The sequence below is a fragment of the Delftia sp. S65 genome, from assembly GCF_016516495.1.
GTDB lineage: Bacteria > Pseudomonadota > Gammaproteobacteria > Burkholderiales > Burkholderiaceae_C > Comamonas > Comamonas acidovorans.
Map to the genome: position 1 here is coordinate 22,769 of NZ_JACVUR010000007.1, position 21,063 is coordinate 43,831.

The 21,063-nt window shown below is 64.5% G+C and carries 19 protein-coding genes, 1 tRNA gene and 1 pseudogene; 8 read left to right on the forward strand and 13 right to left on the reverse strand.

Going from position 1 to position 21,063, the window contains the following annotated elements:
- The first annotated feature begins 271 nt into the window (after window positions 1–271).
- The 4 genes from IAE24_RS08645 to IAE24_RS30240 all read left to right on the forward strand — a co-directional run bounded on the left by IAE24_RS08645 (window position 272) and on the right by IAE24_RS30240 (window position 2,250).
- Entirely contained in the window at window positions 272–556 is a 285-nt protein-coding gene (locus IAE24_RS08645) for a hypothetical protein (RefSeq protein WP_199960564.1), read from the forward strand.
- A gap of 69 nt (window positions 557–625) precedes the next feature.
- Window positions 626–763, forward strand: a complete 138-nt coding sequence (locus tag IAE24_RS08650; protein WP_233626192.1) for a Com family DNA-binding transcriptional regulator — start codon at window positions 626–628, stop codon at window positions 761–763.
- A 16-nt stretch (window positions 764–779) separates the two neighbouring features.
- Window positions 780–1,481 (forward strand): hypothetical protein, encoded by a 702-nt coding sequence (locus IAE24_RS08655; RefSeq protein WP_199960565.1) that lies wholly within the window; start codon window positions 780–782, stop codon window positions 1,479–1,481.
- 295 nt (window positions 1,482–1,776) lie between these two features.
- Window positions 1,777–2,250 (forward strand): hypothetical protein, encoded by a 474-nt coding sequence (locus tag IAE24_RS30240; protein ID WP_228676804.1) that lies wholly within the window; start codon window positions 1,777–1,779, stop codon window positions 2,248–2,250.
- A gap of 530 nt (window positions 2,251–2,780) precedes the next feature.
- On the opposite strand, the gene IAE24_RS08665 is transcribed toward IAE24_RS30240, so the two are convergent.
- The 3 genes from IAE24_RS08665 to IAE24_RS08675 form a co-directional block, all read right to left on the reverse strand.
- Window positions 2,781–3,419, reverse strand: a complete 639-nt coding sequence (locus tag IAE24_RS08665) for a BRCT domain-containing protein (RefSeq protein ID WP_013803721.1) — start codon at window positions 3,417–3,419, stop codon at window positions 2,781–2,783.
- 871 nt (window positions 3,420–4,290) lie between these two features.
- Complete coding sequence (locus IAE24_RS08670) at window positions 4,291–4,740, reverse strand: hypothetical protein (RefSeq protein WP_013803719.1); 450 nt, start codon at window positions 4,738–4,740, stop codon at window positions 4,291–4,293.
- A gap of 10 nt (window positions 4,741–4,750) precedes the next feature.
- Window positions 4,751–5,326 (reverse strand): Panacea domain-containing protein, encoded by a 576-nt coding sequence (locus IAE24_RS08675; RefSeq protein ID WP_199960566.1) that lies wholly within the window; start codon window positions 5,324–5,326, stop codon window positions 4,751–4,753.
- Window positions 5,327–5,472: 146 nt separating this feature from the next.
- Here IAE24_RS08675 and IAE24_RS08680 point away from each other — a divergent pair.
- Window positions 5,473–5,624: pseudogene (locus tag IAE24_RS08680) on the forward strand (IS3 family transposase); the annotation flags it as partial.
- Window positions 5,625–5,787: 163 nt separating this feature from the next.
- Here the strand turns inward: IAE24_RS08680 and IAE24_RS08685 are convergent.
- From IAE24_RS08685 to IAE24_RS08720, 8 genes are all read right to left on the reverse strand, one after another.
- Window positions 5,788–5,875 (reverse strand) — tRNA-Ser (locus IAE24_RS08685).
- 99 nt (window positions 5,876–5,974) lie between these two features.
- Entirely contained in the window at window positions 5,975–8,272 is a 2,298-nt protein-coding gene (locus IAE24_RS08690; protein WP_199960567.1) for an NADP-dependent malic enzyme, read from the reverse strand.
- Between the two features lie 185 nt (window positions 8,273–8,457).
- Window positions 8,458–9,945 carry a nucleobase:cation symporter-2 family protein gene (locus IAE24_RS08695; RefSeq protein ID WP_013803717.1) on the reverse strand — a complete coding sequence of 496 codons (1,488 nt, stop codon included), beginning with the start codon at window positions 9,943–9,945 and terminating at the stop codon, window positions 8,458–8,460.
- A 403-nt stretch (window positions 9,946–10,348) separates the two neighbouring features.
- Window positions 10,349–11,641 carry a M20 family metallopeptidase gene (locus IAE24_RS08700; RefSeq protein ID WP_063326941.1) on the reverse strand — a complete coding sequence of 431 codons (1,293 nt, stop codon included), beginning with the start codon at window positions 11,639–11,641 and terminating at the stop codon, window positions 10,349–10,351.
- Window positions 11,638–13,413, reverse strand: a complete 1,776-nt coding sequence (uraD, locus tag IAE24_RS08705) for a 2-oxo-4-hydroxy-4-carboxy-5-ureidoimidazoline decarboxylase (RefSeq protein WP_013803715.1) — start codon at window positions 13,411–13,413, stop codon at window positions 11,638–11,640. Before uraD ends, IAE24_RS08700 begins: the two co-directional genes overlap by 4 nt.
- Window positions 13,414–13,419: 6 nt before the next feature.
- Complete coding sequence (gene puuE / locus IAE24_RS08710; protein ID WP_047217824.1) at window positions 13,420–14,376, reverse strand: allantoinase PuuE; 957 nt, start codon at window positions 14,374–14,376, stop codon at window positions 13,420–13,422.
- Complete coding sequence (locus IAE24_RS08715) at window positions 14,373–15,050, reverse strand: GntR family transcriptional regulator (protein WP_012204034.1); 678 nt, start codon at window positions 15,048–15,050, stop codon at window positions 14,373–14,375. The genes puuE and IAE24_RS08715 overlap by 4 nt, the downstream gene beginning before the upstream one ends.
- Before the next feature lie 86 nt (window positions 15,051–15,136).
- A complete protein-coding gene (locus tag IAE24_RS08720) occupies window positions 15,137–16,060 on the reverse strand; it encodes a LysR family transcriptional regulator (RefSeq protein ID WP_012204035.1) in 924 nt (307 codons plus the stop codon).
- A 124-nt stretch (window positions 16,061–16,184) separates the two neighbouring features.
- Between IAE24_RS08720 and IAE24_RS08725 the strand changes: the two genes are divergently transcribed.
- The 3 genes from IAE24_RS08725 to IAE24_RS08735 all read left to right on the forward strand — a co-directional run bounded on the left by IAE24_RS08725 (window position 16,185) and on the right by IAE24_RS08735 (window position 19,751).
- Window positions 16,185–17,291, forward strand: a complete 1,107-nt coding sequence (locus IAE24_RS08725; protein ID WP_199960568.1) for a tartrate dehydrogenase — start codon at window positions 16,185–16,187, stop codon at window positions 17,289–17,291.
- Window positions 17,292–17,343: 52 nt separating this feature from the next.
- Window positions 17,344–18,324, forward strand: a complete 981-nt coding sequence (locus IAE24_RS08730) for a tripartite tricarboxylate transporter substrate binding protein (RefSeq protein WP_063326936.1) — start codon at window positions 17,344–17,346, stop codon at window positions 18,322–18,324.
- A 104-nt stretch (window positions 18,325–18,428) separates the two neighbouring features.
- On the forward strand, window positions 18,429–19,751 hold the full coding sequence (locus IAE24_RS08735) for a glycerate kinase type-2 family protein (RefSeq protein WP_123692564.1): 1,323 nt from the start codon (window positions 18,429–18,431) through the stop codon (window positions 19,749–19,751).
- A 42-nt stretch (window positions 19,752–19,793) separates the two neighbouring features.
- On the opposite strand, the gene IAE24_RS08740 is transcribed toward IAE24_RS08735, so the two are convergent.
- Together IAE24_RS08740 and IAE24_RS08745 are read right to left on the reverse strand one after the other, a co-directional pair.
- Entirely contained in the window at window positions 19,794–20,717 is a 924-nt protein-coding gene (locus IAE24_RS08740; RefSeq protein ID WP_199960569.1) for a Fic family protein, read from the reverse strand.
- Window positions 20,707–21,045, reverse strand: coding sequence for an antitoxin VbhA family protein (locus tag IAE24_RS08745; RefSeq protein WP_233626189.1), 339 nt, complete (start codon window positions 21,043–21,045; stop codon window positions 20,707–20,709). The genes IAE24_RS08740 and IAE24_RS08745 overlap by 11 nt, the downstream gene beginning before the upstream one ends.
- Window positions 21,046–21,063: the final 18 nt, after the last annotated feature.

The window sequence follows — 21,063 nt, forward strand, 5'->3', positions numbered from 1 at the left end:
CTTCGCGTGATCGCGCTCGCTGCTTGTGAGGGGACGGGATGGGTCATAGGAAATGCCAGCGGCGATGACAAGTGCGCTGGCACAGGGGAAATTCCCAGGAAGGCGGTCGAACGGGAGCTTCAGCGTTGGCTACGGACTCTTGGCTTACGCGAGCGCTAGAAGCCCGGCAGCTTATGTCTGCTTGGTTAATCCAATGTAAAGACTGTGTGAAGAATGTGTGGAGGCCGTTGCCTGCAGGCTCACGGCGGGCTGCGTGGCTGCAGCTGTCCGCATGCTGAACAAGCTCAACGACCGGGAGCGCGAGCGCCTGGCCGCAGTGAAGGAGCTGGCCTGCAGCATGTGCGACACCCCTGACCTGAGTGAGGCGCACCACGTCAAGCAGAACCGGCAGTACGTGTGCATCGCGCTGTGCGAGAGCCGCCACCGTGACTCGCTGCTTGGGCTGCATGGACAAGGCCCGCACAGTTCACGCTCTGCGGGCTTTTTGCTTTGTTCATGCTTTGGCGACGCCATCCCTTTGGGGTGTGATGTGAGTGCCGCCCTCACGCGGTGCTGACCTGGATAGCCGCCGTTGCCAACAGCACAATAAAGTCAATGCAACAAGCAGACTTCAACGATGCAAGAAATGAGATGTGCCAGTTGCAATCGAAAGCTGGCTGCTGGGGTGTTCCAGCACCTGAACATCAAGTGCCCGCGCTGCGGGACGATGAATTCCTTGAGGGTCGAGAACCCCAAACCTGAGTGCCATCGAGCGCCTTCATAGACGAAAGTAAAAACTTATGACGACATCAAAAGGCTTGGTCGGTGCGCAACAATTTTGCAGTAATGCATCTGGCTTCCCAGTGACCGCAGGTTCGCGGCACATTCTTCAAACGAATCCCTATGTTTTGGTGTTTGATGACACCGGAAAGACCTCCTACTACAACCCTGCCCTCAATCGGCATACTATCGCAATGGATGTGATGTTTGTAGGTGGGTATTTGAATTTCTGTCACATGGGTATTATTTCCAGGCATAAAGGTAGCAACAGTGTCCCTTATGTCCCGGGTGATAATCGAGGGGGTGCAGTGATTGCCGGAAACTGGGGTTATGGCGGCGGAAGTATTGCCTTGGAGGAGATCGAAATCTACCCCGGTGCTCAAAACGGCGATTCCCATCACCCGATGTCAGCGCAGCATCCGAGAGGCGCACTTGGCAACCCATTTATGCAAGAAAACACGTGGTATCGATTGGTGATCGAAAGTGTCAGCCAAGCAGGTGCCATCGGGCATACGATTCGTGTTATCAATAAAACTACGCAGCAGACGGTTTATACGCTCCAGGACTACTGGTCCAGTTACTCGCAGAACTATGTCTCTCGTGACGCTGGCAAGGTGGTGTTGTTCAGCATTCATGATGCCTCCAAGCCTACCGCAGGTTTCCACTATAAGGATTTGACGAGCTATTGGTCCAGTATTGACGAAACGGTACAAAATCCTTAATTGTCGCGACACAGTCTGACGAATAGGAGCGATTCTTCGTTTTGACTCACAAGGCCCGGCCATGTCAGGCTTTGCTGTTTATCGCCGCCTTCGGGTGGCGTTTTCATTTTGGGGCCTGCCATGTTCAAGCTCCAGACCCTGAAGAGCAAGCTTCCTGTCCTCGATACCCACCGCGTGCAGAAGATGCAGGCCGGCAGCTGGCGCATCAGCGACCAGACGGAGGCTCAGCGGGGCTACGGCTCCAAATGGCAGAAGGCCCGCGACCAGTTCTTGCGGGGAGCACCCGCTGTGCGTCATGTACCAAGTGCAGGGCAGGATCGAGGCTGCCACGGTCGTTGGCTACATCACCCCGCATCGCGGGGATCAGTCGCTGTTCTGGCGGCTCAGCAACTGGCAGCCCCTGTGCGCCACCAACGTTGGCAGGAATCGGCAGAGCCTGGTCAAGCTGCGGCAGCGCATCGTTTCGGTCAGTCAGGAGGCGTCGGCAGCAACTGGCTTGGCCAAGCGGTGCCCTCTGGTGGCGGCATCTTGGACTTCCTGGGTGGGCTCTTCGGAGGAGCGCGCGAACGGCAGTCCTGTCCATGCCGGCAAGTTCTACGGGGTGAATGAGAAAGACAATGACAATGAGCTACTCACCCAGGGCGGCAGGACGCTCCTGATGAGTTCCGGTAGTGGCCGTGTCGATCTCCGTCCGAAGGGGTGGCGGCGGCTTCGTCCGGAACATCTCGATGCCGGTGCAGGGGTGCCGCACCGTGAATCAGATCGCTGACGAGACGCGCCGCCGCACCAACACGGCCGATGCAAGGCTCAGTTGAGCACTCGCTCTTGCTCCAATGGGCGGAATAAGGCCCGGCTCAAATTTGAGCCGGGTACTGCATGCAGCTCAAAGGCGGAAGCCAGCTATCATCCCCGGCACTCAATGGAGGAGCCAGTGTTGATAACCGCATCTGCCATCAATCCACCTGAGCAAGGTACGTCATGGGACGAGCGCCAAGAAGGTGCGGACAAGGGGCTGATTTCCGCGTGGCTTGCAGGAAGTGCACAGCGCGCAGCATGGTCTGAGATCGCCTTGGCAGCGGCAAGGGGAGAACTACCCCCTCTGCCATTCAAAGGTGGAGTTGAGCGCGAGATACGCGCCACCAAAACCGGCGCACTGCACTACGTGGCAATGTGGCAGGGTCTTCGCGGAGAAGATCTCCACATTGACCTATCCAGTGAGATTGAGAAGGTTTGTGCGCGAACCGGGGTCACAGTGGTTTTCACGGCCGACATAAGCAAGTTGCTTCAAGCGACGGCTTCCTAAATCGTGTGCTCTGGCGTTGCGCCAAGCGCCGTGGCCCATGCATCTTCTGGGACGATCTTGAGATCCAGTCCCTTCTGTTTTAGCTCCATGGCCTTCTCGATCTTTGTCCCGAAAGATCCGTGCTTCCATTCGGCACTGCCAAGGCCACCGATGACCAGGTAGTGAAGCTTTTTGGTGACATTGGCAACATTCCCTCCGCGGGCAATCACTGCTTTCTCGCAGATGCTCCTTGGACCGAATGCGAAATCTCCCGTGAAGCAGAACAGGCGTTCGTGGTGCTCGATCACCACATCATCGTCAAAGGCTAGTGTGGTGACGCGGGGTGTCTCGGCTAACTGGTCCAAAGCGCCGCCGATGAGCGCATTGAGCGTGGCAATGAGGTGGGCTCGTTCCTCAGGCGTGACCAAGCCATCGGCGAGGATGTGCTTAACCTGGGCATGAATGACGGTGCCTGGCCAGAGGAGAGAAACACTCTCTGCCTTGGTCAGCCATTCATCGAGGAACTGGATTTCCCGGTCGTGCAACTCGCCGTCGGCAAGCACTCCTTGAACAATGCCGACCAGTGCAGCGCACGTCTGTTTCATCTCGCTGCGGAAAGCAGCAGCTTGGCGTGTGTACAGAGACTGAGCGTCCATCATCACCTCCCTTGCCCCGGATGATGACCTACGGGCGCAAGTCGTGCAACAGCTCGTTACGATTGGAGGCTGTATACCCGAGGACTCACGAAACAAGAAATGATCGGGCTGAACCCATAGCTCCCGCAGATTCTTCACATCCAAAATTCAGGGCACGGCGGCTGCTCGGCCTGATCATGCAGCAGGAGCCGGACCCCCACTTTGGGTGTCCAGGTAGCGCGCGCAATGTTTTCCCGAGAACACCGGACCGCACGGTTCGCCTAGCGAGGCTTTGTGCTGCGCACCACTGCAAGGGAAAGCAACATGCAGAACAAAGGTCGTCATGATTTGGTTTCGGGGGCGGGTGCAAGCCCCGCCCCGTACTACTAAAGCAGCTTGAACAGGATTACCAGAATCAGAGCGCCGGGGACCGACAGGCTGAACTTCAGCTTTCCATACTGCACACACAGCTTGATCATGGATTACTCCAAAGTCTCGCTGGCGGGCCCGCCAACTTCATGAGGGTCGGCTTGATTTATCGTGCCTTGCCAGACACTAGCTGTCCGTCTACCTAGGATGACTTCCAGCGTTCGGCTTTATCCACTTTTGGTTGGCCCTATCCGGGGCTCCTCTGGCGGAATGACCTTGAGCCGCTTGAGTCGCGGCCCCAGGCCTTCTCAGGCCCTAGGTGGGGACGGCATCACCGTTGATTCCACCATGAGCGAGAGTCTATGCGAAGACGAACGATGGACGGAAGGGGATGGGAGCTATATATCAGGGCCTATGTGGCCAACAGTAATGCTTCGCCCAAGCTCTTCATCTGGACAAAGTCGGCTGACCAGATTCTGAAATCTGTCGCCCAATTCTGTATACGAACTTCTGGTTCTCACCACTAGTAGGGGCAACCCAGGGACGCAATTGTCGCGGCAAGCCACTTATGCTGCCGGTTGTTAATGTCCTCTGATTTACTTAAGCAGCGCAGGATGCCGCAGAAAATGGCATCAGGTAGGGTGAGCGCATGAGAGGTTATGCGGCCATTGCCGACGAGCTTCTTAAAATCGAAGTCGTCTTCGTCCTTCACGCTGCTGAAGTCCACCCACGTAGGCTTCAGCAAGCCGTCGCCAGGTACCCCGACGTAGTAACCAGCCCGAGGTGGTCCAGGGTCACATGCAGGTTCTTCGCGCAACCCGTTAGCTTTGGAAGTCAGTACAGCCGACAGAGCATCGTCTCCACTCGGACTGGTTGCCAAGATCAGCACATATTTACGCATGTACTCGCCTGTTTCCTTGTTGAGGTAATACCGCGAGTCACACCACAAGGTGTTAGCCTTGAAGAACGCCATTCAGGATCAGTCAGTTCGCCGGGGAATGCTCTGCAGCTAGAGATGCCTCATGCATCGCCTGTTCCTTCGCAACTTCAAGAAGAATGGGCTTCTCTGGCGCATCGTCGGCGATGCCCAGCGCATAGGGTATTGGCTGGTGTGCGCCCTTGCCGTCTTGCCAGACCTTGTCCCAAGCACCGTTCTGTGCATGGGTGACATCAATCATTGCTGCAGAAAGCGTATCGCGGTACTTATCCACCAGTTCGGTCATGATGCGCAGTTGACGCGGCGTGAATTCGCTGTCGTCGAACTCTGCTCCGTCGTTCGCCTTCACGCTATACCGTATGAAGTCCACCACCTGCTCGGGCATGATGTGAACAACCCGAGCAAGATCCGGCTCCAGCTGTTCCCATTCCTCCATCAAGTCCACTGGGACTGGTCCGAACTTCCAAGCCTGATAGTCGTAGCCGGTCACGCTCTTGCCCGTCTGCCGGAAGTGCTCAAAGTCGAGCAAGTACAGCAGCTTGAAGAGCTTGATCTTGCCGCAGTAGTTCGCGTTCTTCGCAAAGAACAAAACTGCGTTGATCAGTCGTTGCCGGTGGGTCATGCGGGTGAGGAAAGGGAGGCTATTACAAGGAGTCCATACGGACTTGTATTATGGCATTCACCATGGGTAAGCAACCTACAGCACCCCTATGGCAGTCAACGTGCCATGGGTACTGACAACGTGGCCTGAGGCGTGCCACGCAGCCTGGGTACCGCGCTTGCAAGCGCAGCGGCAAGCCAGGTCGCACACACCTGACGGACCCACAGGCCGTGGGCCTGATGGAGAGCATCCATGCGGGGGCAAGGCCGCCTACGGCTCGCGGCGCATGCATTGGGAGCTCCAGGGCAGGAGCCGCCGCTCTACGCCAACCCCGAAAGATCCGCCAACCGATGCTGTTTCGAAGGAAGGGTGGATCTCAATCTGACAGTGCGAACGATTTCAACGCATACCTTCAGTATTGATGGGTAGATTGATGGATACAAGAAAAAAGCGCCCTGAGAGGCGCTTGTTTCCTAGTCATCTGGCGGAGGCTGTGAGATTCGAACTCACGGACGGTTGCCCGTCGGCAGTTTTCAAGACTGCTGGTTTAAACCACTCACCCAAACCTCCGAAGCTGCGTATTCTAGCCGGGCTTATGCCGCTCCTGCCGAGGCAGGGGGCGTAAAAAAGGCGCCCCTTCACAGGGGCGCCTTTTTTGGGTGCGGCGCGTCAGCCGCGGGCAGCGATGGCCTGGGCTGCGGCCAGGGCCGTCATGTTGACCACGCGGCGCACGGTGGCGGAGGGGGTCAGCACGTGGGCTGCCGCGGCGCCGCCCAGCAGGATGGGGCCGATGGTCGTGCCGTGGCCGCCCGTGGTCTTGAGCACGTTGAACAGGATGTTCGCGGCGTCCAGGTTGGGGCAGATGAGCACGTTGGCCTCGCCGTGCAGCGAGGACTCGAGCAGGGCGCGGTCGCGGATGGCTTCGGACAGGGCGGAGTCGCCGTGCATTTCGCCATCGCATTCCACGTCGGGGTTGGCGGCGGCGAACAGGTCGCGGGCGGCGCGCATCTTCAGCGCCGAGGGGCGGCTGGACGAGCCGTAGTTGCTGTGCGACAGGAAGGCCACCTTGGGCGGCAGGCCGAAGCGGGCCACTTCCTCGGCCGCCAGGCGGGCGATGTCGGCCAGCTCGGTGGCGTTGGGCGCCTCGTTGATGTAGGTGTCGGCGATGAACAGCGTGCCGCTGTCCAGCATCACGGCGTTGACGGTGGCGAACTCGCCAGCGCCTTGCTTGAGGCCGAGCACGTCGCGCACATGGGCCAGGTGGCTGTCGAACTTGCCGACCAGGCCGCAGAGCATGGCGTCGGCATCGCCCAGGTGGACCATGAGCGCGGCGATCAGCGTGTTGGAGCGGCGCACGGCGGCCTTGGCGGTCTCGGGCGTGACGCCGTTGCGGCCCATCAGGCGGTGGTAGGTTTCCCAGTACTGGCGGAAGCGCGGATCGTCCTCGGGGTTGCAGATGTCCACGTCCTTGCCCAGCACCAGGCGCAGGCCGGCCTTGGCGATGCGGGCCTCGATCACGGCGGGGCGGCCGATCAGGATGGGCTTGGCCAGGCCGTCATCGACGGCGACCTGGGCGGCGCGCAGCACGCGCTCGTCTTCGCCTTCGGCATAGGCCACGCGCTGCTGGTTGGCCTTGGCAGCGGCGAACACCGGACGCATGAACATGCTGGTCTGGTAGACGAAGCGGGTCAGGCTCTCGCGGTAGGCGTCGTAGTCGGCGATGGGGCGGGTGGCGACGCCGGACTCTTCGGCAGCCTTGGCCACGGCCGGCGCGATGCGCAGGATCAGGCGGGTGTCGAAGGGCGTGGGGATCAGGTAGTCGGGGCCGAACTTCAGCTCCTTGCCCTGGTAGGCGGCGGCGACTTCATCGCTGACGTCCTGCTTGGCCAGTGCGGCGATTTCGCGCACGCAGGCCAGCTTCATGGCTTCGGTGATCTTGGTGGCGCCGCAGTCCAGCGCGCCACGGAAGATGTAGGGGAAGCACAGGACGTTGTTGACCTGGTTGGGGTAGTCCGAGCGGCCCGTGGCCATGATGCAGTCCGGGCGCACGGCCTTGGCCAGCTCGGGGCGGATCTCGGGTTCGGGGTTGGCCAGGGCCAGGATGATGGGCTTGTCGGCCATGGTCTTGACCATGTCGGCAGTGAGCACGCCGGGAGCCGAGCAGCCCAGGAAGACGTCGGCGTCCTTGACGGCATCAGCCAGGGTGCGGGCGTCCGTCTTTTGCGCGTACTGGGCCTTGGAGGCGTCCAGGCCACCGGGGCGGCCTTCGTAGATCACGCCCTTGGAGTCGCACATGAAGACGTTTTCGCGCTTGACGCCCAGGCCCACCATCACGTTCACGCAGGCGATGGCAGCGGCGCCGGCGCCGGAGACGGCGATCTTGACGTTGCCGATCTGCTTGTCCACCAGCTCCAGCCCGTTGAGCAGGGCGGCGCTGGAGATGATGGCCGTGCCGTGCTGGTCGTCATGGAACACGGGGATGTTCATGCGCTTGGACAGCTCCTGCTCGATGTAGAAGCACTCGGGCGCCTTGATGTCCTCAAGGTTGATGCCGCCCAGCGTGGGTTCGAGCGAGGCGATGATCTCGATCAGCTTGTCCGGATCGCGCTCGGCCAGTTCGATGTCGAACACGTCGACGCCGGCGAACTTCTTGAACAGGCAGCCCTTGCCTTCCATCACCGGCTTGCCGGCCAGCGGGCCGATGTCACCCAGGCCCAGCACGGCCGTGCCGTTGGTGATGACGCCGACCAGGTTGCCGCGCGCCGTGTATTCGGCGGCCAGCGAGGGGTCGGCCTGGATGTCCAGGCAGGGGTAGGCCACGCCGGGCGAATAGGCCAGCGACAGGTCGCGCTGGTTGGACAAGGGCTTGGTGGGCGTGACGGAGATCTTGCCCTTGTTGGGGCTGCGATGGTATTCGCGGGCTGCGTCGCGCAGGGCTTGTTCGGCGTTGGACAGGTTTTGGGTCATACAGGAATTCTCTGCAAATGCTCTCGGAGCTTACCGGATAGCTACAGCCTATGAGGGTCAGGACAGTTTTGCCTCAGGGATTTCGACAACAAGCCCCCTGGCGCCTATGGACGGCAGGGGGCGCACAGCCCGGCGGGTAGGCCGGGCGATTGTTGGGCGTGCCCGCCAGGGCGGGCACTGTTTCATCAGTGGGCGTCTGCCTGGCGTGCGGCCCGGACGGCAGCAGAGGTATCGCTGCTGGCTCCGTTGAAGAAAATGTTCAATGCCACCGCGGTAATCGAGGCCAGCAGGATACCGGATTCGATCAACGGATGAATGCCGTGGGGCATCCATTGGCGGAAATTCGGCGCCACCAGCGGAATCATGCCCACGCCGATGGACACGGCGACGATCATGGCGTTGTTGCGATTGGTCTGGAAATCCACGTTGCTCAGGATGCGGATGCCGGTGGAGGCCACCATGCCGAACATCACCAGGCCCGCGCCGCCCAGCACCACGGTGGGCAGGGACTCGACCAGGGCGCCCATCTTGGGCAGCACGCCCAGCACGATCAGGATCACGCCGCCGGCCACGCAGACCCAGCGGCTCTTGACGCCGGTGACGGCGACCAGGCCCACGTTCTGCGAGAAGCTGGTGTAGGGGAAGGTGTTGAAGATGCCGCCGATCAGCGTGCCCAGGCCGTCGGTGCGCAGGCCGCGCGTCAGCTCGTCCTGGCTGATCTTGCGATCGGTCATGTCGCCCAGGGCCAGGAACATGCCGGTGGACTCGATCATCACCACCACCATCACCAGGCTCATGGTGAGGATGAGGATGGGGTCGAACACCGGCGTGGCGATCTCGAAGGGCAGCACCATCGTGAACCATTCGGCCTTGGCGACCTTGCTGAAGTCCATCAGGCCCATGGCCACGGACAGCACGCCGCCGATCAGGATGCCCATGAGCACCGAGACGTTGGCCAGGAAGCCCTTGGCAAAGCGCGCGATCAGCAGGATGGACAGCAGCACGATGGCCGAGATGCCCACGCCGGTCAGGTCGCCGTACTTGGGGTTGGGAATGGTGGGCACGACCGCGAAACCCTTGGGCACGGGCGGCAGCGAGGAGCCTGGCGCGCCGGCCGTGGCCTGGGCGTCGGCCAGCCATTTCAGGTGCTCGGGGTTGGGCACGCTGGGCGCGGTGGGGCCGACGGGGTTGCCGAAGATCCAGTTCACGCCCACGCGCATCAGGCTGATGCCGATGACGGCAATGATGGTGCCGGTCACCACGGGCGGGAAAAAGCGCAGCATGCGGCTGATCAGCGGGGCGATGAGGATGGACACGATCCCCGCCCCGATCACCGAGCCGAAGATCAGCCCCGCCCCCGCCGAGCCGCCCGTGCTCTGCGCCATGGACACCATGGGCGCCACGCTGGCGAAGGTCACGCCCATCATCACGGGCAGCTTGATGCCGAACCACTGGGTCGCGCCCATGGCCTGGATCAGCGTGATCAGGCCGCAGCAAAACAGGTCGGCCGAGATCAGGTGGGCCACCTGCTCGGGCGGCAGGTTGAGTGCGCGGCCGACGATCAGGGGCACGGCCACGGCGCCCGCATACATCACGAGAACGTGCTGCAGGCCCAGCGCCGTGAGCTTGCCTGCGGGCAGCATCTCATCGACGGGATGAACGGAAGATTGCATGGGGATTTGTCTCCTCGGGATTTATGGGAACGGACGCCGGCGTGGCAGGGTTCGGCGCCAACATCCATACAAAAAGTGTATACAGATCATGGGAAATTTCTGCTCCCGGTAAACCCTGTTGCGGCAGTCGCGCCAACCCGTTTTGGTGCGCAACGCCTGCCAGGGCGGGAGTGCCATGGTGCATTGCAAGATGGATGCCAGCCGCCAGGCAAGCGCCAGGCACCGTGCTGGTGCCTGGCGGCCGCTACCGCGCGGCTTGGCGCGGCTTGGGCGCGGCTCGTGCGCGGCTCTGGCGCACGGCATGGGCTGCGGTGGTGCATGCGCCCCGATGCGGTGCCCGGGCGCAAAAAAGCCCGGCGGCGCCGGGCTTGGGTGTCAGGCCTTGATGCGGGCCGTCAGGCGGTCAGGCCGTGAGGTCGCACAGCATGCGTGCAATGACCTTGGTGGCGCGGCGCAGGTCCTCCAGCACCAGGCGCTCGTCGGCGCGCTTGGCGTGGGATTCCAGCACGGTGCGCGGGCCGGCGCCGTAGATCACGCCGGGAATGCCGCGCTCCACGTACAGGCGCACGTCGGTGTAAAGCGGCGTGCCCACGGCCGGAGGCTTTTCGCCGAACACGGCTTCGCCATGGGCCTGGATGGCGTCCACCAGCGGCTTGTTGCCCGCCAGCGGCGTCATGGCATTGGCCAGCAGCAGGCGCTTGATGTCCACGCGCACGGCATCCTCGCCCGTGTAGCCGCCCTTGGCGTTGAAGTCGGCAATGGCCTGGGCGATGACGGCGCGGATGCTGGCCTCGACCTCGGCCGGGTTCTCCTCGGGGATCATGCGGCGGTCGATCTTGAGCACGACCTTGCCGGGCACCACGTTGGTGTTGGTGCCGCCTTCGATGCGGCCGATGTTCAGGTAGGGGTGCTTGATGCCCGGCACCTTGGAGGTCACCTGCTGGTACTTGGTGTTCTCGGCGTACAGCGCATTCATCAGCACCACGGCGGCCTGCAGCGCGTCCACGCCCGTGTGGGGCACGGCGGCGTGGGCCATCTTGCCCTGCACGGTCACTTCCATCTGCAGGCAGCCGTTGTGGGCGGTGACGACTTCGTAGCTGAAGCCGGCCGCGACCATGAGGTCGGGCTTGGTGAGGTTGTTGGCCAGCAGCCAGCCGGGGCCCAGGATGCCGCCGAATTCCTCGTCATAGGTGAAGTGCAGTTCCACCGCGCCCTTGGAGGGCCGGGCCACGGCTTCGAGCGCACGCACGGCGTAGGTGAAGGTGGCGAAGTCGCTCTTGCTCACGGCGGCGGCGCGGCCGTAGAGCTTGCCGTCTTCGATGGCGGCGCCATAGGGGTCCTGGGTCCAGCCTTCACCGGGCGGCACCACGTCGCCGTGGGCGTTCAGCGCGATGGTCAGGCCGCCGCCGGCGTCACCTGCGCTGCCGTAGGGGCGGCGCACGATCAGGTTGGTGATGGACTCCATGCCGTAGGCCTTGACGTCGGCCTCGGGCACGGTGTGCTTCTCGGCCTCGTAGCCCAGGGTCTTGAGCAGCTCGGCCGTGCGCTCGGCGTGGGGTGCGTTGTTGCCGGGCGGGGTGTCGGTCGGAACCTGGACCAGGGCCTGCAGGAATTGCACCTCTTCATCGAAATGCTGGTCGATCCAGGCGTCCAGGGCGGCGTAGGTGGCTTGCTTGTCTTGGTTCATGTCGGTCATTGCTGCTCTTGGGCCAGCTGGTTCAGTACGTGGGAGAAGGCATCGACGGACAGTTGCATGTCGTCGGCGGTGGAGCTTTCCAGCGGGTTGTGGCTGATGCCGGCGTTCAGGCCGCGCACGAACAGCATGGCCTGGGGCATGATTTCGTGCAGCTTCATGGCGTCGTGGCCGGCGCCGCTGGGCATGCGGTACAGGGGCACGCCCAGGGCGTCCACGGCGGCTTCCCAGCGCTGCTGCCATTCGGGGGCGCTGGGAGCGGCGGCGGCCTTCATGGCCAGCTCGGTGCTGTAGCGCAGGCCACGGCGCTGGGCGATGGCCTCGATCTCGGCCAGGATGTCGGCCACCATGGCGTCGCGCTGTTCGTTGGTGGGCGCGCGCAGGTCCAGGCTGAACTGGCAGCGGCCGGGAACCACGTTCACCGAGCCGCTGGGCACATTGAGCTGGCCCATGGTGGCCACCGAGGTGCCGTCGCGCGCGGCGCGCTTTTCGATGTACAGCGCCAGCTCGGCCACGCCGCAGGCGGCATCGCGGCGGCGGTCCATGGGCGTGGTGCCGGCGTGGCTGGCCATGCCGATCATCTCGCAGATGTAGCGCGCGCTGCCGTTGATGGAGGTGACGATGCCCAGCGGGATGTCCAGCTCGTTGAGCACCGGGCCCTGTTCGATGTGCACTTCGATGAAGCCCAGGTAGCGGGCCGGATCGCGCTGCAGCTTCGGGATGTCGTCAATGCACAGGCCGGCGTGCTGCATGGCCTCGCGCAGGGTGATGCCGTCGGCATCCTTTTGCTCCAGCCATTCCTGCTTGAAGTCGCCGATCAGTGCGCCCGAGCCCAGGAAGGTGGCCTTGTAGCGCTGGCCTTCCTCTTCGGAAAAGCCCACGACCTCGATGTGGAACGGCAGGCGCTTGCCCTGGCGGTGCAGCTCGCGCACGCAGGCCATGGGCACGAAGATGCCCAGGCGGCCGTCGTACTTGCCGCCGTTGCGCACGGTGTCGTAGTGGCTGCCGGTCAGCAGGGTCTTGGCGTCCTCGGTGGCCGCCTTGTAGCGGCCCACGACGTTGCCCACGGCGTCGATCTCGACCTCGTCGAAGCCGCAGTCGCGCATCCAGTGGCTGATGCGCTGGGCGCAGGCGCGGTGGGCATCGGTCAGGTAGGTGACGGTGAGCTGGCCCTTTTCGGCATAGCCGGGGTCGCTGTGCTGGGCCAGCTTTTCCTGCCAGTCCCAGACATCGTTGCCCAGCTCGGGCGTGTAGCCGAACTTGTCGTTCAGGCGGATCTCGGCAATGCGGTGGATGTTGCGCAGCGCCTCGCCCAGCTCGAAGTCGGGGTGGTTGTGCAGGCGGCGCTCGAAGGTCTCGATGATCTCGGCCTTGGCCAGGCCCGCGCCGCGCGGACCGCGCACGGCCAGGATGAAGGGAAAGCCGAAGCGCTTGCCGTACTCGGCGTTGAGCTTGCGGATGTGCTCCAGCTCCTCGGGCGTGCAGCGGGTCAGGCCGGCCTTGTTCTGCTCGTTGGTGGATTCGGCCGTGAGCGTGTTGGTCTCCATGGCCTTGCCGGCCAGCTCCGGGTGGGCGCGGATCAGGTCGAGCTTGGCCTGCACCGGCGCCTTGTCCAGCACCTGGGCCATGGCGTACTTGATCTGTGCCAGCGAGCGGAAGGGGCGCTGGGCCAGCGCGGCCTCGGCAATCCAGGGCGAGTGTTCGTAGAGGCCGTCCAGCAGACTGGCGGCGGTGGCCAGGTCGGCGGCGTTGAGTTGTTCCAGCGTCAGAGCCATGCTGCGTTATTCCTTGTCGGGATGGTGGTGCGCCCAGTGGCGCGCGAGGTCGATGCGGCGGCAGACCCAGACCTTGTCGTGCCGCTGAATGTGGTCCAGAAAGCGCTGCAGTGCCGTGATGCGGCCGGGGCGGCCCAGCAGGCGGCAGTGCATGCCAATGCTCATCATCTTGGGGGAGTCGTCGCCGGCCGGATCGCCCTCGGCGTAGAGGGCGTCGAACGTGTCCTTCAGGTATTGGAAGAACGGGTCGGCGTGCGAGTAGCCCTGGGGCAGGGCGAAGCGCATGTCGTTGCAGTCCAGCGTGTAGGGCACGATGAGCTGGCTGCGGGTGCTGCCGTCGCTCTTGCCGACCTTCATCCAGAAGGGCAGGTCGTCGCCGTAGTAGTCGCTGTCGTAGGCGAAGCGGCCGTCGTCGGCCACCAGGCGGTGGGTGTTGGGGCTGTCGCGGCCCGTGTACCAGCCCAGGCCGTGGTCGCCATCGTGGCCGTACAGCTCGCCGAAGATCTCCATGCACTGGCGCATGTGCTCGCGCTCGACCTCGGCGGGAATGTTCTGGTAGTGGATCCACTTGAGGCCGTGGCAGGCCACTTCATGGCCCAGCTCGTCGAAGGCCTGGGCCAGCTCGCGGTGCTTTTGCAGGGCCGTGGCCACGCCGAACACGGTCAGCGGCAGGCCGCGCTTCTCGAACTCGCGCAGGATGCGCCAGACGCCTGCGCGCGAGCCGTATTCATAGATGCCTTCCATGCTCATGTGGCGCTCGGGGTAGGCGGCCGGGTTGAACATTTCGGACAGGAACTGCTCGCTGGCGGCGTCGCCGTGCAGCACGCAGTTCTCGCCGCCCTCTTCATAGTTGAGGACGAACTGCACGGCCACGCGGGCCTGGCCTGGCCAGCGGGCGTGGGGGGGCGTGCGACCGTAGCCGATCAGGTCGCGGGGATAGGGGGCAGTGGCGTCGTAGGTCATGCGGATACGGAGGAAAGGGCCATCGAAAGATCGCTGGTCGGCATGTCGCGGTCGAAGGTCAGGCCGGCTTCCACGTGGTCCAGGTGCTGCTGCATGAGCTGCACGGCGTGGTCGGCGTCGCCGCCGGCCAGGGCCGTGACGATTTCGGCATGCTCGTCATGGGAGTGCTCGGCGGCCGTGCTGGACTGGTACATCAGCGTGATCAGCGCGCAGCGCGAGATCAGCTCGCCCAGCAGCTGGGCCAGCACCTCGTTGCCCATGAGCTCGGCCATGCGCACGTGGAAGTCGCCCAGCAGCTCGGTACGCTGGCCGACGTCGTTGCCGTCCATGGCCTTTTTCTCGGCCGCCACGTGCTGCCGCAGCGCGCGGATCTTGGCCGGCGTGCTCTGGGCGATGAAGGCGCGCACCATCTCGGCTTCGAGCATGCGGCGCACGGCGAAGACCTGGCGCGCCTCGTCCACCGAGGGCGTGGCCACGAAGGCCCCGCGGGCGGGTTCGAGCCGGATCAGGCGGTTTTGCGACAGCTGGAACAGCGCCTGGCGCACCAGGGTGCGCGAGACGCCGAAATGGTCTGCCAATTTCTGCTCGGCCAGCTTGGTGCCGGGCAGAAGACGGTGTTCGACGATGGCCCGGGTCAGGCTCTCGACAATGAAACTGGTGGTGGAAGTCTCCATTCAGCCATCATAGCGGCTGGTCACAAGAGTTGTATACAGTTTCTGTCTACTGCTTATTGGCGTTTCCCCGCATACGGCATCCCTTTTCAGAAACCGGGCGCGGCCGTATCGAAGTGCCGTGCCAGGTGCTCGACAAAGCGCTGCACGCGCTGGGTTGCCGCATGCCGCTGCGGATAGACCACATGGATGTCGGCCGGCGCCGTGGCATGGTCGGCCAGCACCTGCACCAGGCGGCCGCTGCGCAGGTAGCGGGCGACATCCCATTCGGCGCGCATGACGATGCCCAGGCCGGCCAGGGCCCAGCCCACGGCGATCTCGCCATCGTTGGTGCTCAGGCTGTCGCGCAGGCGGATGGCCTCGGTCTTGCGGCCGGGGCCGTTGTGGGTGAAGCGCCAGACGCCGTGGGTGTCGTCGCCCTGGCGGATGTCGATGCAGTCGTGCTGCATCAGCTCGCGCGGGGTGGCCGGCGTGCCGCGCCGTGCCAGGTAGGCGGCAGACGCGCACAGCAGCCGCCGGTTGGGCGCCAGGCGCCGCGCGATGACGCGCGCGTCCGGCGGCTCGCCAAAGCGTATGCACAGGTCGAAGCTGTCATCGACCAGGGGCGGCGGCGAGGCCGACAGCTGCAGCTGCACCTGGATCTGCGGGTGCCTGCGCACGAAGCTGGCGATCAGCGGCGCGATATGGCTGCGCCCGAATCCCAGCGTGGCATTGATGCGCAGCAGGCCCTGCGGCTGCCCGGGCATGCCGGCCACGGCCTGCTCCATGGCGGCAATGTCGTCCAGGATGCGCCGCGCATGGGCCAGGTAGGTTTGGCCCTCATCGGTCAGGCCCAGGCGCCGCGTCGTGCGGCTGACCAGTTGCACGCCCAGCCGCGCCTCCATCTGGGACAGGCGCTTGCTGGCCGCCGGCGTGGTGATGCCCAGCTCGCGGGCCGTGGCCGACAGGCTGGCGCTGCGGGCCAGCAGGCAGAAGAAGGCCATCTCCGATGGCGCTGAGACGGGTGTGCTCATTGTTGAATCAAAGTGAACGATGCCATCACTCTAGAGGCGCGCGCGGCGTTGTTCCATCGATAGATTCACGGACAAGGCCATGGATCCGCATGGCGCTTCATCCACCGCAATCCAAGGAGCCCTCATGACAAAGACATACCGCATCGCCTGCATTCCCGGCGATGGCATCGGCAAGGAAGTGGTGCCCGCAGGGCAGGAGGTGCTGCAGGCGCTGGCCGAAACCCAGGCCGGCCTGGGCTTTGCCTTCACCAGTTTCGGCTGGGGCGGCGACTGGTACCGCGCGCACGGCGAGATGATGCCGGCCGACGGGCTGGACGCGCTGCGCGGCCAGGACGCCATCCTGTTCGGCTCGGCCGGCGACCCGCACATTCCCGACCATGTCACGCTGTGGGGCCTGCGCCTGAAGATCTGCCAGGGGTTCGATCAGTACGCCAATGTGCGGCCCACGCGCATACTGCCCGGCATCGATGCGCCGCTCAAGCGCTGCGCGCGAGAGGATCTGGACTGGGTCATCGTGCGCGAGAACTCCGAAGGCGAATACGCGGGCGTGGGCGGCCGCGCCCACCAGGGCCATCCCATCGAGGTGGCCACCGACGTGAGCATGATGACCCGCGCGGGCGTGGAGCGCATCATGCGCTTCGCCTTCCGCCTGGCGCAGTCGCGGCCGCGCAAGCTGCTGACGGTGATCACCAAGTCCAACGCCCAGCGCCATGCCATGGTGATGTGGGACGAGATCGCGGTGCAGGTGGCCGCCGAGTTCCCCGACGTGCGCTGGGACAAGGAGCTGGTGGACGCGGCCACGGCGCGCATGGTCAACCGCCCGGCCTCGCTGGACACCCTGGTCGCCACCAACCTGCATGCCGACATCCTCAGCGACCTGGCGGCCGCGCTGGCCGGCAGCCTGGGCATTGCGCCCACGGGCAACATCGACCCGGAGCGCCGCTACCCCAGCATGTTCGAGCCCATCCACGGATCGGCCTTCGACATCATGGGCCAGGGCCTGGCCAACCCCGTGGGCACCTTCTGGAGCTGCGTGATGCTGCTGGAGCACCTGGGCGAGCACCGCGCCGCGCAGCGGCTGATGCAGGCCGTGGAGCAGGTGACGGCCGATGCCGCGCTGCACACGCGCGACCTGGGCGGCAAGGCCACCACGCGCCAGGTCACCGACGCGGTCTGCACTCGGCTGCGCGCGCAGACCGCCGAGGTCCAGGCCGAGCCCGTGCCTGCCTGAGCGCGCGCTGCATGGTCCGATAACCCACAAAAGAACAGACAGGAGACAAGCCATGAACCGCATCACCAGGGTTGCCGCCGCGTGCGCGCTGGCCGCCGCCGCCATTCCAGCCGCCATGTCTTCGGCCTGGGCCCAGGCCTGGCCGGCGCGCCCCGTCAACCTCATCGTGCCGTTTCCCGCAGGCGGCACCACCGACGTGCTGGCACGTGCGCTGGGCCAGGAGCTGTCCAAGAGTCTGGGCCAGCCCGTGGTCGTGGAAAACCGCCCCGGCGCGGGCGCCACCCTGGGCGCCGACCATGTGGCCAAGGCGAAACCTGACGGCTACACCCTGCTCATGGGCGCTGTGCACCACACCATTGCCACCAGCGTCTACCGCAGGCTGGGCTATGACTTCCAGAAGGACCTGGCGCCCATCACCGTGGTGGCCGTGGTCCCCAATGTGCTGGTGGTCAATCCGCAGGTGCCCGCCAAAACCGTGCAGGAGCTGCTGGCCCAGGCCCGCGCCCAGCCCGGCAAGCTGGCCTATGGCTCCAACGGCGCGGGCACGGGCCAGCACCTGATCGGCGCGCAGTTCGAGTCCATGGGCGGCGTGGAGCTGCTGCACGTGCCCTACAAGGGCAGCGGGCCGCTGACCACCGATCTGCTGGGCGGGCAGATCGCCATGTCCTTCGATACCGTCACGCCCGTGCTGCCCCACATCAAGGCCGGCAAGCTGCGTGCGCTGGCCGTGACCACGGCCAGGCGCTCGGTGGCCCTGCCCGATGTGCCCACGCTGGACGAAGCCGGCCTCAAGGGCTTCGACATGGGCACCTGGTTCGGCGTGCTGGCACCGGCCGCCACGCCCCGCGAGGTACTGGCGCGGCTGGGCGCGGACATGAACCGCATCATCGAGTCCCCGCAGTTCCGCAGGAAGATGGAGGAGATAGGCGCCGAGCCCATCGGCGGATCACCCGAGCAGATGGCGCGCCAGATCCGCGACGACACCGACCGCTTCGCCAGGCTGGTGAAGGATGCCAAGGTGGCCCTGGATTGAGTTGAGTTGGCGCGAGGAACGAGGCCGGGCGAATCAGTTGTGACTTGACCGCATGCCACCGCCGGTGCAGGAAATTCCATAATGCCCGGCGGAGACAACACACCATGACCAGCACCACGGACCTGCACCTCACCGATCCCCAAGCCTTTCTGCTCGACCTCTACCGCGCTGCGGTCAAGGATGCGCAGCCCCTGTACAGCATGGCCCAATGCCTGCCAAAGCCTCCCAAGGGCCGCACCCTGGTGCTGGGCGCGGGCAAGGCCGGCGGCTCCATGGCCCAGGCGCTGGAGGCGCTGTGGCCAGCGGACGCGCCGCTGTCCGGCCTCGTGGTCACGCGCTACCACCACATCCCGCCGCGCCCCGAAGGCCTGGCGCAGCGCATCGAAGTGGTCGAGGCCGCCCACCCCGTGCCCGATGCGGCAGGCCTGGCTGCCGCCGAACGCATCCTCGCGCTGACCGAAGGGCTGACCGAGGACGACCTCGTGCTGTGCCTGATCTCGGGCGGCGGCTCGGCCCTGCTGACCCTGCCGGCCGAAGGCATCGACCTGGAGGAAAAGCAGCGCATCAATCGCGCGCTGCTGGAAAGCGGAGCCGCCATCGGCGAGATGAACTGCGTGCGCAAGCACCTGTCGCGCATCAAGGGCGGGCGCCTGGGCGCGGCCTGCGCGCCTGCGCGCGTGGTCACGCTGACCATCAGCGATGTGCCGGGCGACGACCCCTCCATCATCGCCAGCGGCCCCACCGTGCCCGATGCCAGCAGCTGCGCCGACGCGCTGGCCATCCTCGCGCGCTACCGCATCGACGTGCCTGAATCCGTGCGCCGCGCGCTGGAGGCGGGCGAGCTGGAAACCCCCAAGCCCGGCGACGCGCGCTTTGCGGGCCACGAGGTCCACATGATCGCCACGCCCCAGCACTCGCTGGAGGCGGCCGCACGCGTGGCCGAGGCCGCAGGCCTGCGCACCCACGTGCTGTCCGACGAGATCGAGGGCGAATCGCGCGAAGTCGCCAAGGTCCACGCCGCCCTGGCGCGCGCCGTGGCCCGCCACGGCCAGCCGTTTGCAAAGCCCTGCGTGATCCTGTCCGGCGGCGAGACCACGGTCACCATCCGGCAGCGCCCGGCCGGCACGCCCAAGGGGCGCGGCGGGCGCGCGGGCGAGTTCTGCATGGGTCTTGCCCTGGCCCTGCAGGGGCAGGACAAGGTCTGGGCGCTGGCGGCCGATACCGATGGCATCGATGGCGTGGAAGACAACGCGGGAGCGCGCGTGTCGCCGGATACCCTGGCGCGGGCCCAGGACCAGGGCATGCGGATTGCCGAGTACCTGGATCGCAATGATGCGTATGGGTTCTTTGATGCGTTGGGGGATCTGGTGGTGACCGGGCCCACGCATACCAACGTGAATGACTTCCGGGCGATTCTGGTTCTTTGAGAAGGTCCGGGCCGTAGCCATTAGGGGCGTTGGCGTTCGCTTTTACCTTTTCTGGCTATGGCCGAAGTCGACGGTCTCCCCGGCGTTCAGGCAGTTCTGAACATGGTTCATGACTGACTGAATGCCGACTTTCTGCGCCTCGGGATGGCCCGGCATCTGCGAGGCTAGGCGGGTCGCTGCTGCATGCACGGTCTTGTATGCCGCTTCCAGCTCGGGATGCTCGCTCAACGCTTCCCGCTCGTTCAGTTGCTCAAAGGCCACTGCGCGGCTCGGACGTACTGCGTCGCGCAGCAAGTCGGGCAGGGCGGGATGGACTTTCAGCCGGTCCTGCGTGCGCAGGATTTTTCGCATGGTGTTTTCGTGCTGCACGTGTGGCTTCGCCAGCTCGTTCACGCTGCGGTCGCGGGCGATATAGAGAAGATCACGCCCGGTCTCACTGTGTCCGAATCGTGCCCAATCGACCTCATATCCAGCTTCCCTGGCGAGCTGCCGGGTGAAGGTGCGAAGCGTTCGGCTGTTGCCATCGCTGAATGGATGGGCATAGTCCAACTCGATGTACATCCTGGCAAGCCGTGCCGTGAATTCAGCGGTCTTCAAGCCGTGCAGCTCGTCGGGGCTGGCTTCTTCGAGGGCCTTGTCGAGTCTGGCCATGGCCGCGTTGTCCATGCGTGAATAGACGACATGGAAAGTGCCTCCCATGGTCGATAGGCCGCGCTGCTTCATCCAGTCCTGGCCATGGGGCACCTGTGTTCTGAATTCGCCAGGCGTGACCTCGTGGAAGCCGGCGTCCGGCAAGTCCTGGAAGATGCGATGGTGGACTGCTTTCAGGTGCGCGGCGTCGAAGCTGCCGCGCACAGGCTCCAGCTCCAGCTCGACAAGCCGTTTGAATGTGTGATCGGCTTCGAGTTGCTGACGCTGCGCTGCAGTCAACGTGCTCGCGGATGCAGGCGGGAACTCATCGCGCATTGACCTTCGCCTGGACGAAATCGGCAAGCTGGATATCACCCCGGATAAATTGGCGTGCGCCGGTCTCAGCAGCTTCGGAAGGCGTGAAGCCTTCCAGTCCGATGGACGCGCGGGCGAAGTTGACGGCTGCTTCGCGCCGACGTTTCTCCGTTGCGGAAATGGCGGCGTTCACAGGGCTGCTGACGCGCTCACGCGACTGGTTGACATAGGCGCGCATCAACTCGCGCAGCACCTGTGCTGCGGGGCGGTTTTCCAGCAAGGCAGCGTCGGCAAACTCCGAGCGCAGTTCGGGCTCGACACGAAATGTCATTTGCACTTCTTTGGACATGGCGGTCACCTCGCAAGA

Excerpts from the sequence above, each read along its gene's own strand:
- IAE24_RS08645 (WP_199960564.1), top strand. The coding sequence starts at position 272 with ATGCTGAACAAGCTCAACGACCGGGAGCGCGAGCGCCTGGCCGCAGTG.
- IAE24_RS08650 (WP_233626192.1), top strand. The coding sequence starts at position 626 with ATGAGATGTGCCAGTTGCAATCGAAAGCTGGCTGCTGGGGTGTTCCAG.
- IAE24_RS08655 (WP_199960565.1), top strand. The coding sequence starts at position 780 with ATGACGACATCAAAAGGCTTGGTCGGTGCGCAACAATTTTGCAGTAAT.
- IAE24_RS30240 (WP_228676804.1), top strand. The coding sequence starts at position 1,777 with ATGTACCAAGTGCAGGGCAGGATCGAGGCTGCCACGGTCGTTGGCTAC.
- IAE24_RS08665 (WP_013803721.1), bottom strand. The coding sequence starts at position 3,419 with ATGGACGCTCAGTCTCTGTACACACGCCAAGCTGCTGCTTTCCGCAGC.
- IAE24_RS08670 (WP_013803719.1), bottom strand. The coding sequence starts at position 4,740 with ATGGCGTTCTTCAAGGCTAACACCTTGTGGTGTGACTCGCGGTATTAC.
- IAE24_RS08675 (WP_199960566.1), bottom strand. The coding sequence starts at position 5,326 with ATGACCCACCGGCAACGACTGATCAACGCAGTTTTGTTCTTTGCGAAG.
- IAE24_RS08690 (WP_199960567.1), bottom strand. The coding sequence starts at position 8,272 with ATGACCCAAAACCTGTCCAACGCCGAACAAGCCCTGCGCGACGCAGCC.
- IAE24_RS08695 (WP_013803717.1), bottom strand. The coding sequence starts at position 9,945 with ATGCAATCTTCCGTTCATCCCGTCGATGAGATGCTGCCCGCAGGCAAG.
- IAE24_RS08700 (WP_063326941.1), bottom strand. The coding sequence starts at position 11,641 with ATGACCGACATGAACCAAGACAAGCAAGCCACCTACGCCGCCCTGGAC.
- uraD (WP_013803715.1), bottom strand. The coding sequence starts at position 13,413 with ATGGCTCTGACGCTGGAACAACTCAACGCCGCCGACCTGGCCACCGCC.
- puuE (WP_047217824.1), bottom strand. The coding sequence starts at position 14,376 with ATGACCTACGACGCCACTGCCCCCTATCCCCGCGACCTGATCGGCTAC.
- IAE24_RS08715 (WP_012204034.1), bottom strand. The coding sequence starts at position 15,050 with ATGGAGACTTCCACCACCAGTTTCATTGTCGAGAGCCTGACCCGGGCC.
- IAE24_RS08720 (WP_012204035.1), bottom strand. The coding sequence starts at position 16,060 with ATGAGCACACCCGTCTCAGCGCCATCGGAGATGGCCTTCTTCTGCCTG.
- IAE24_RS08725 (WP_199960568.1), top strand. The coding sequence starts at position 16,185 with ATGACAAAGACATACCGCATCGCCTGCATTCCCGGCGATGGCATCGGC.
- IAE24_RS08730 (WP_063326936.1), top strand. The coding sequence starts at position 17,344 with ATGAACCGCATCACCAGGGTTGCCGCCGCGTGCGCGCTGGCCGCCGCC.
- IAE24_RS08735 (WP_123692564.1), top strand. The coding sequence starts at position 18,429 with ATGACCAGCACCACGGACCTGCACCTCACCGATCCCCAAGCCTTTCTG.
- IAE24_RS08740 (WP_199960569.1), bottom strand. The coding sequence starts at position 20,717 with ATGCGCGATGAGTTCCCGCCTGCATCCGCGAGCACGTTGACTGCAGCG.
- IAE24_RS08745 (WP_233626189.1), bottom strand. The coding sequence starts at position 21,045 with ATGTCCAAAGAAGTGCAAATGACATTTCGTGTCGAGCCCGAACTGCGC.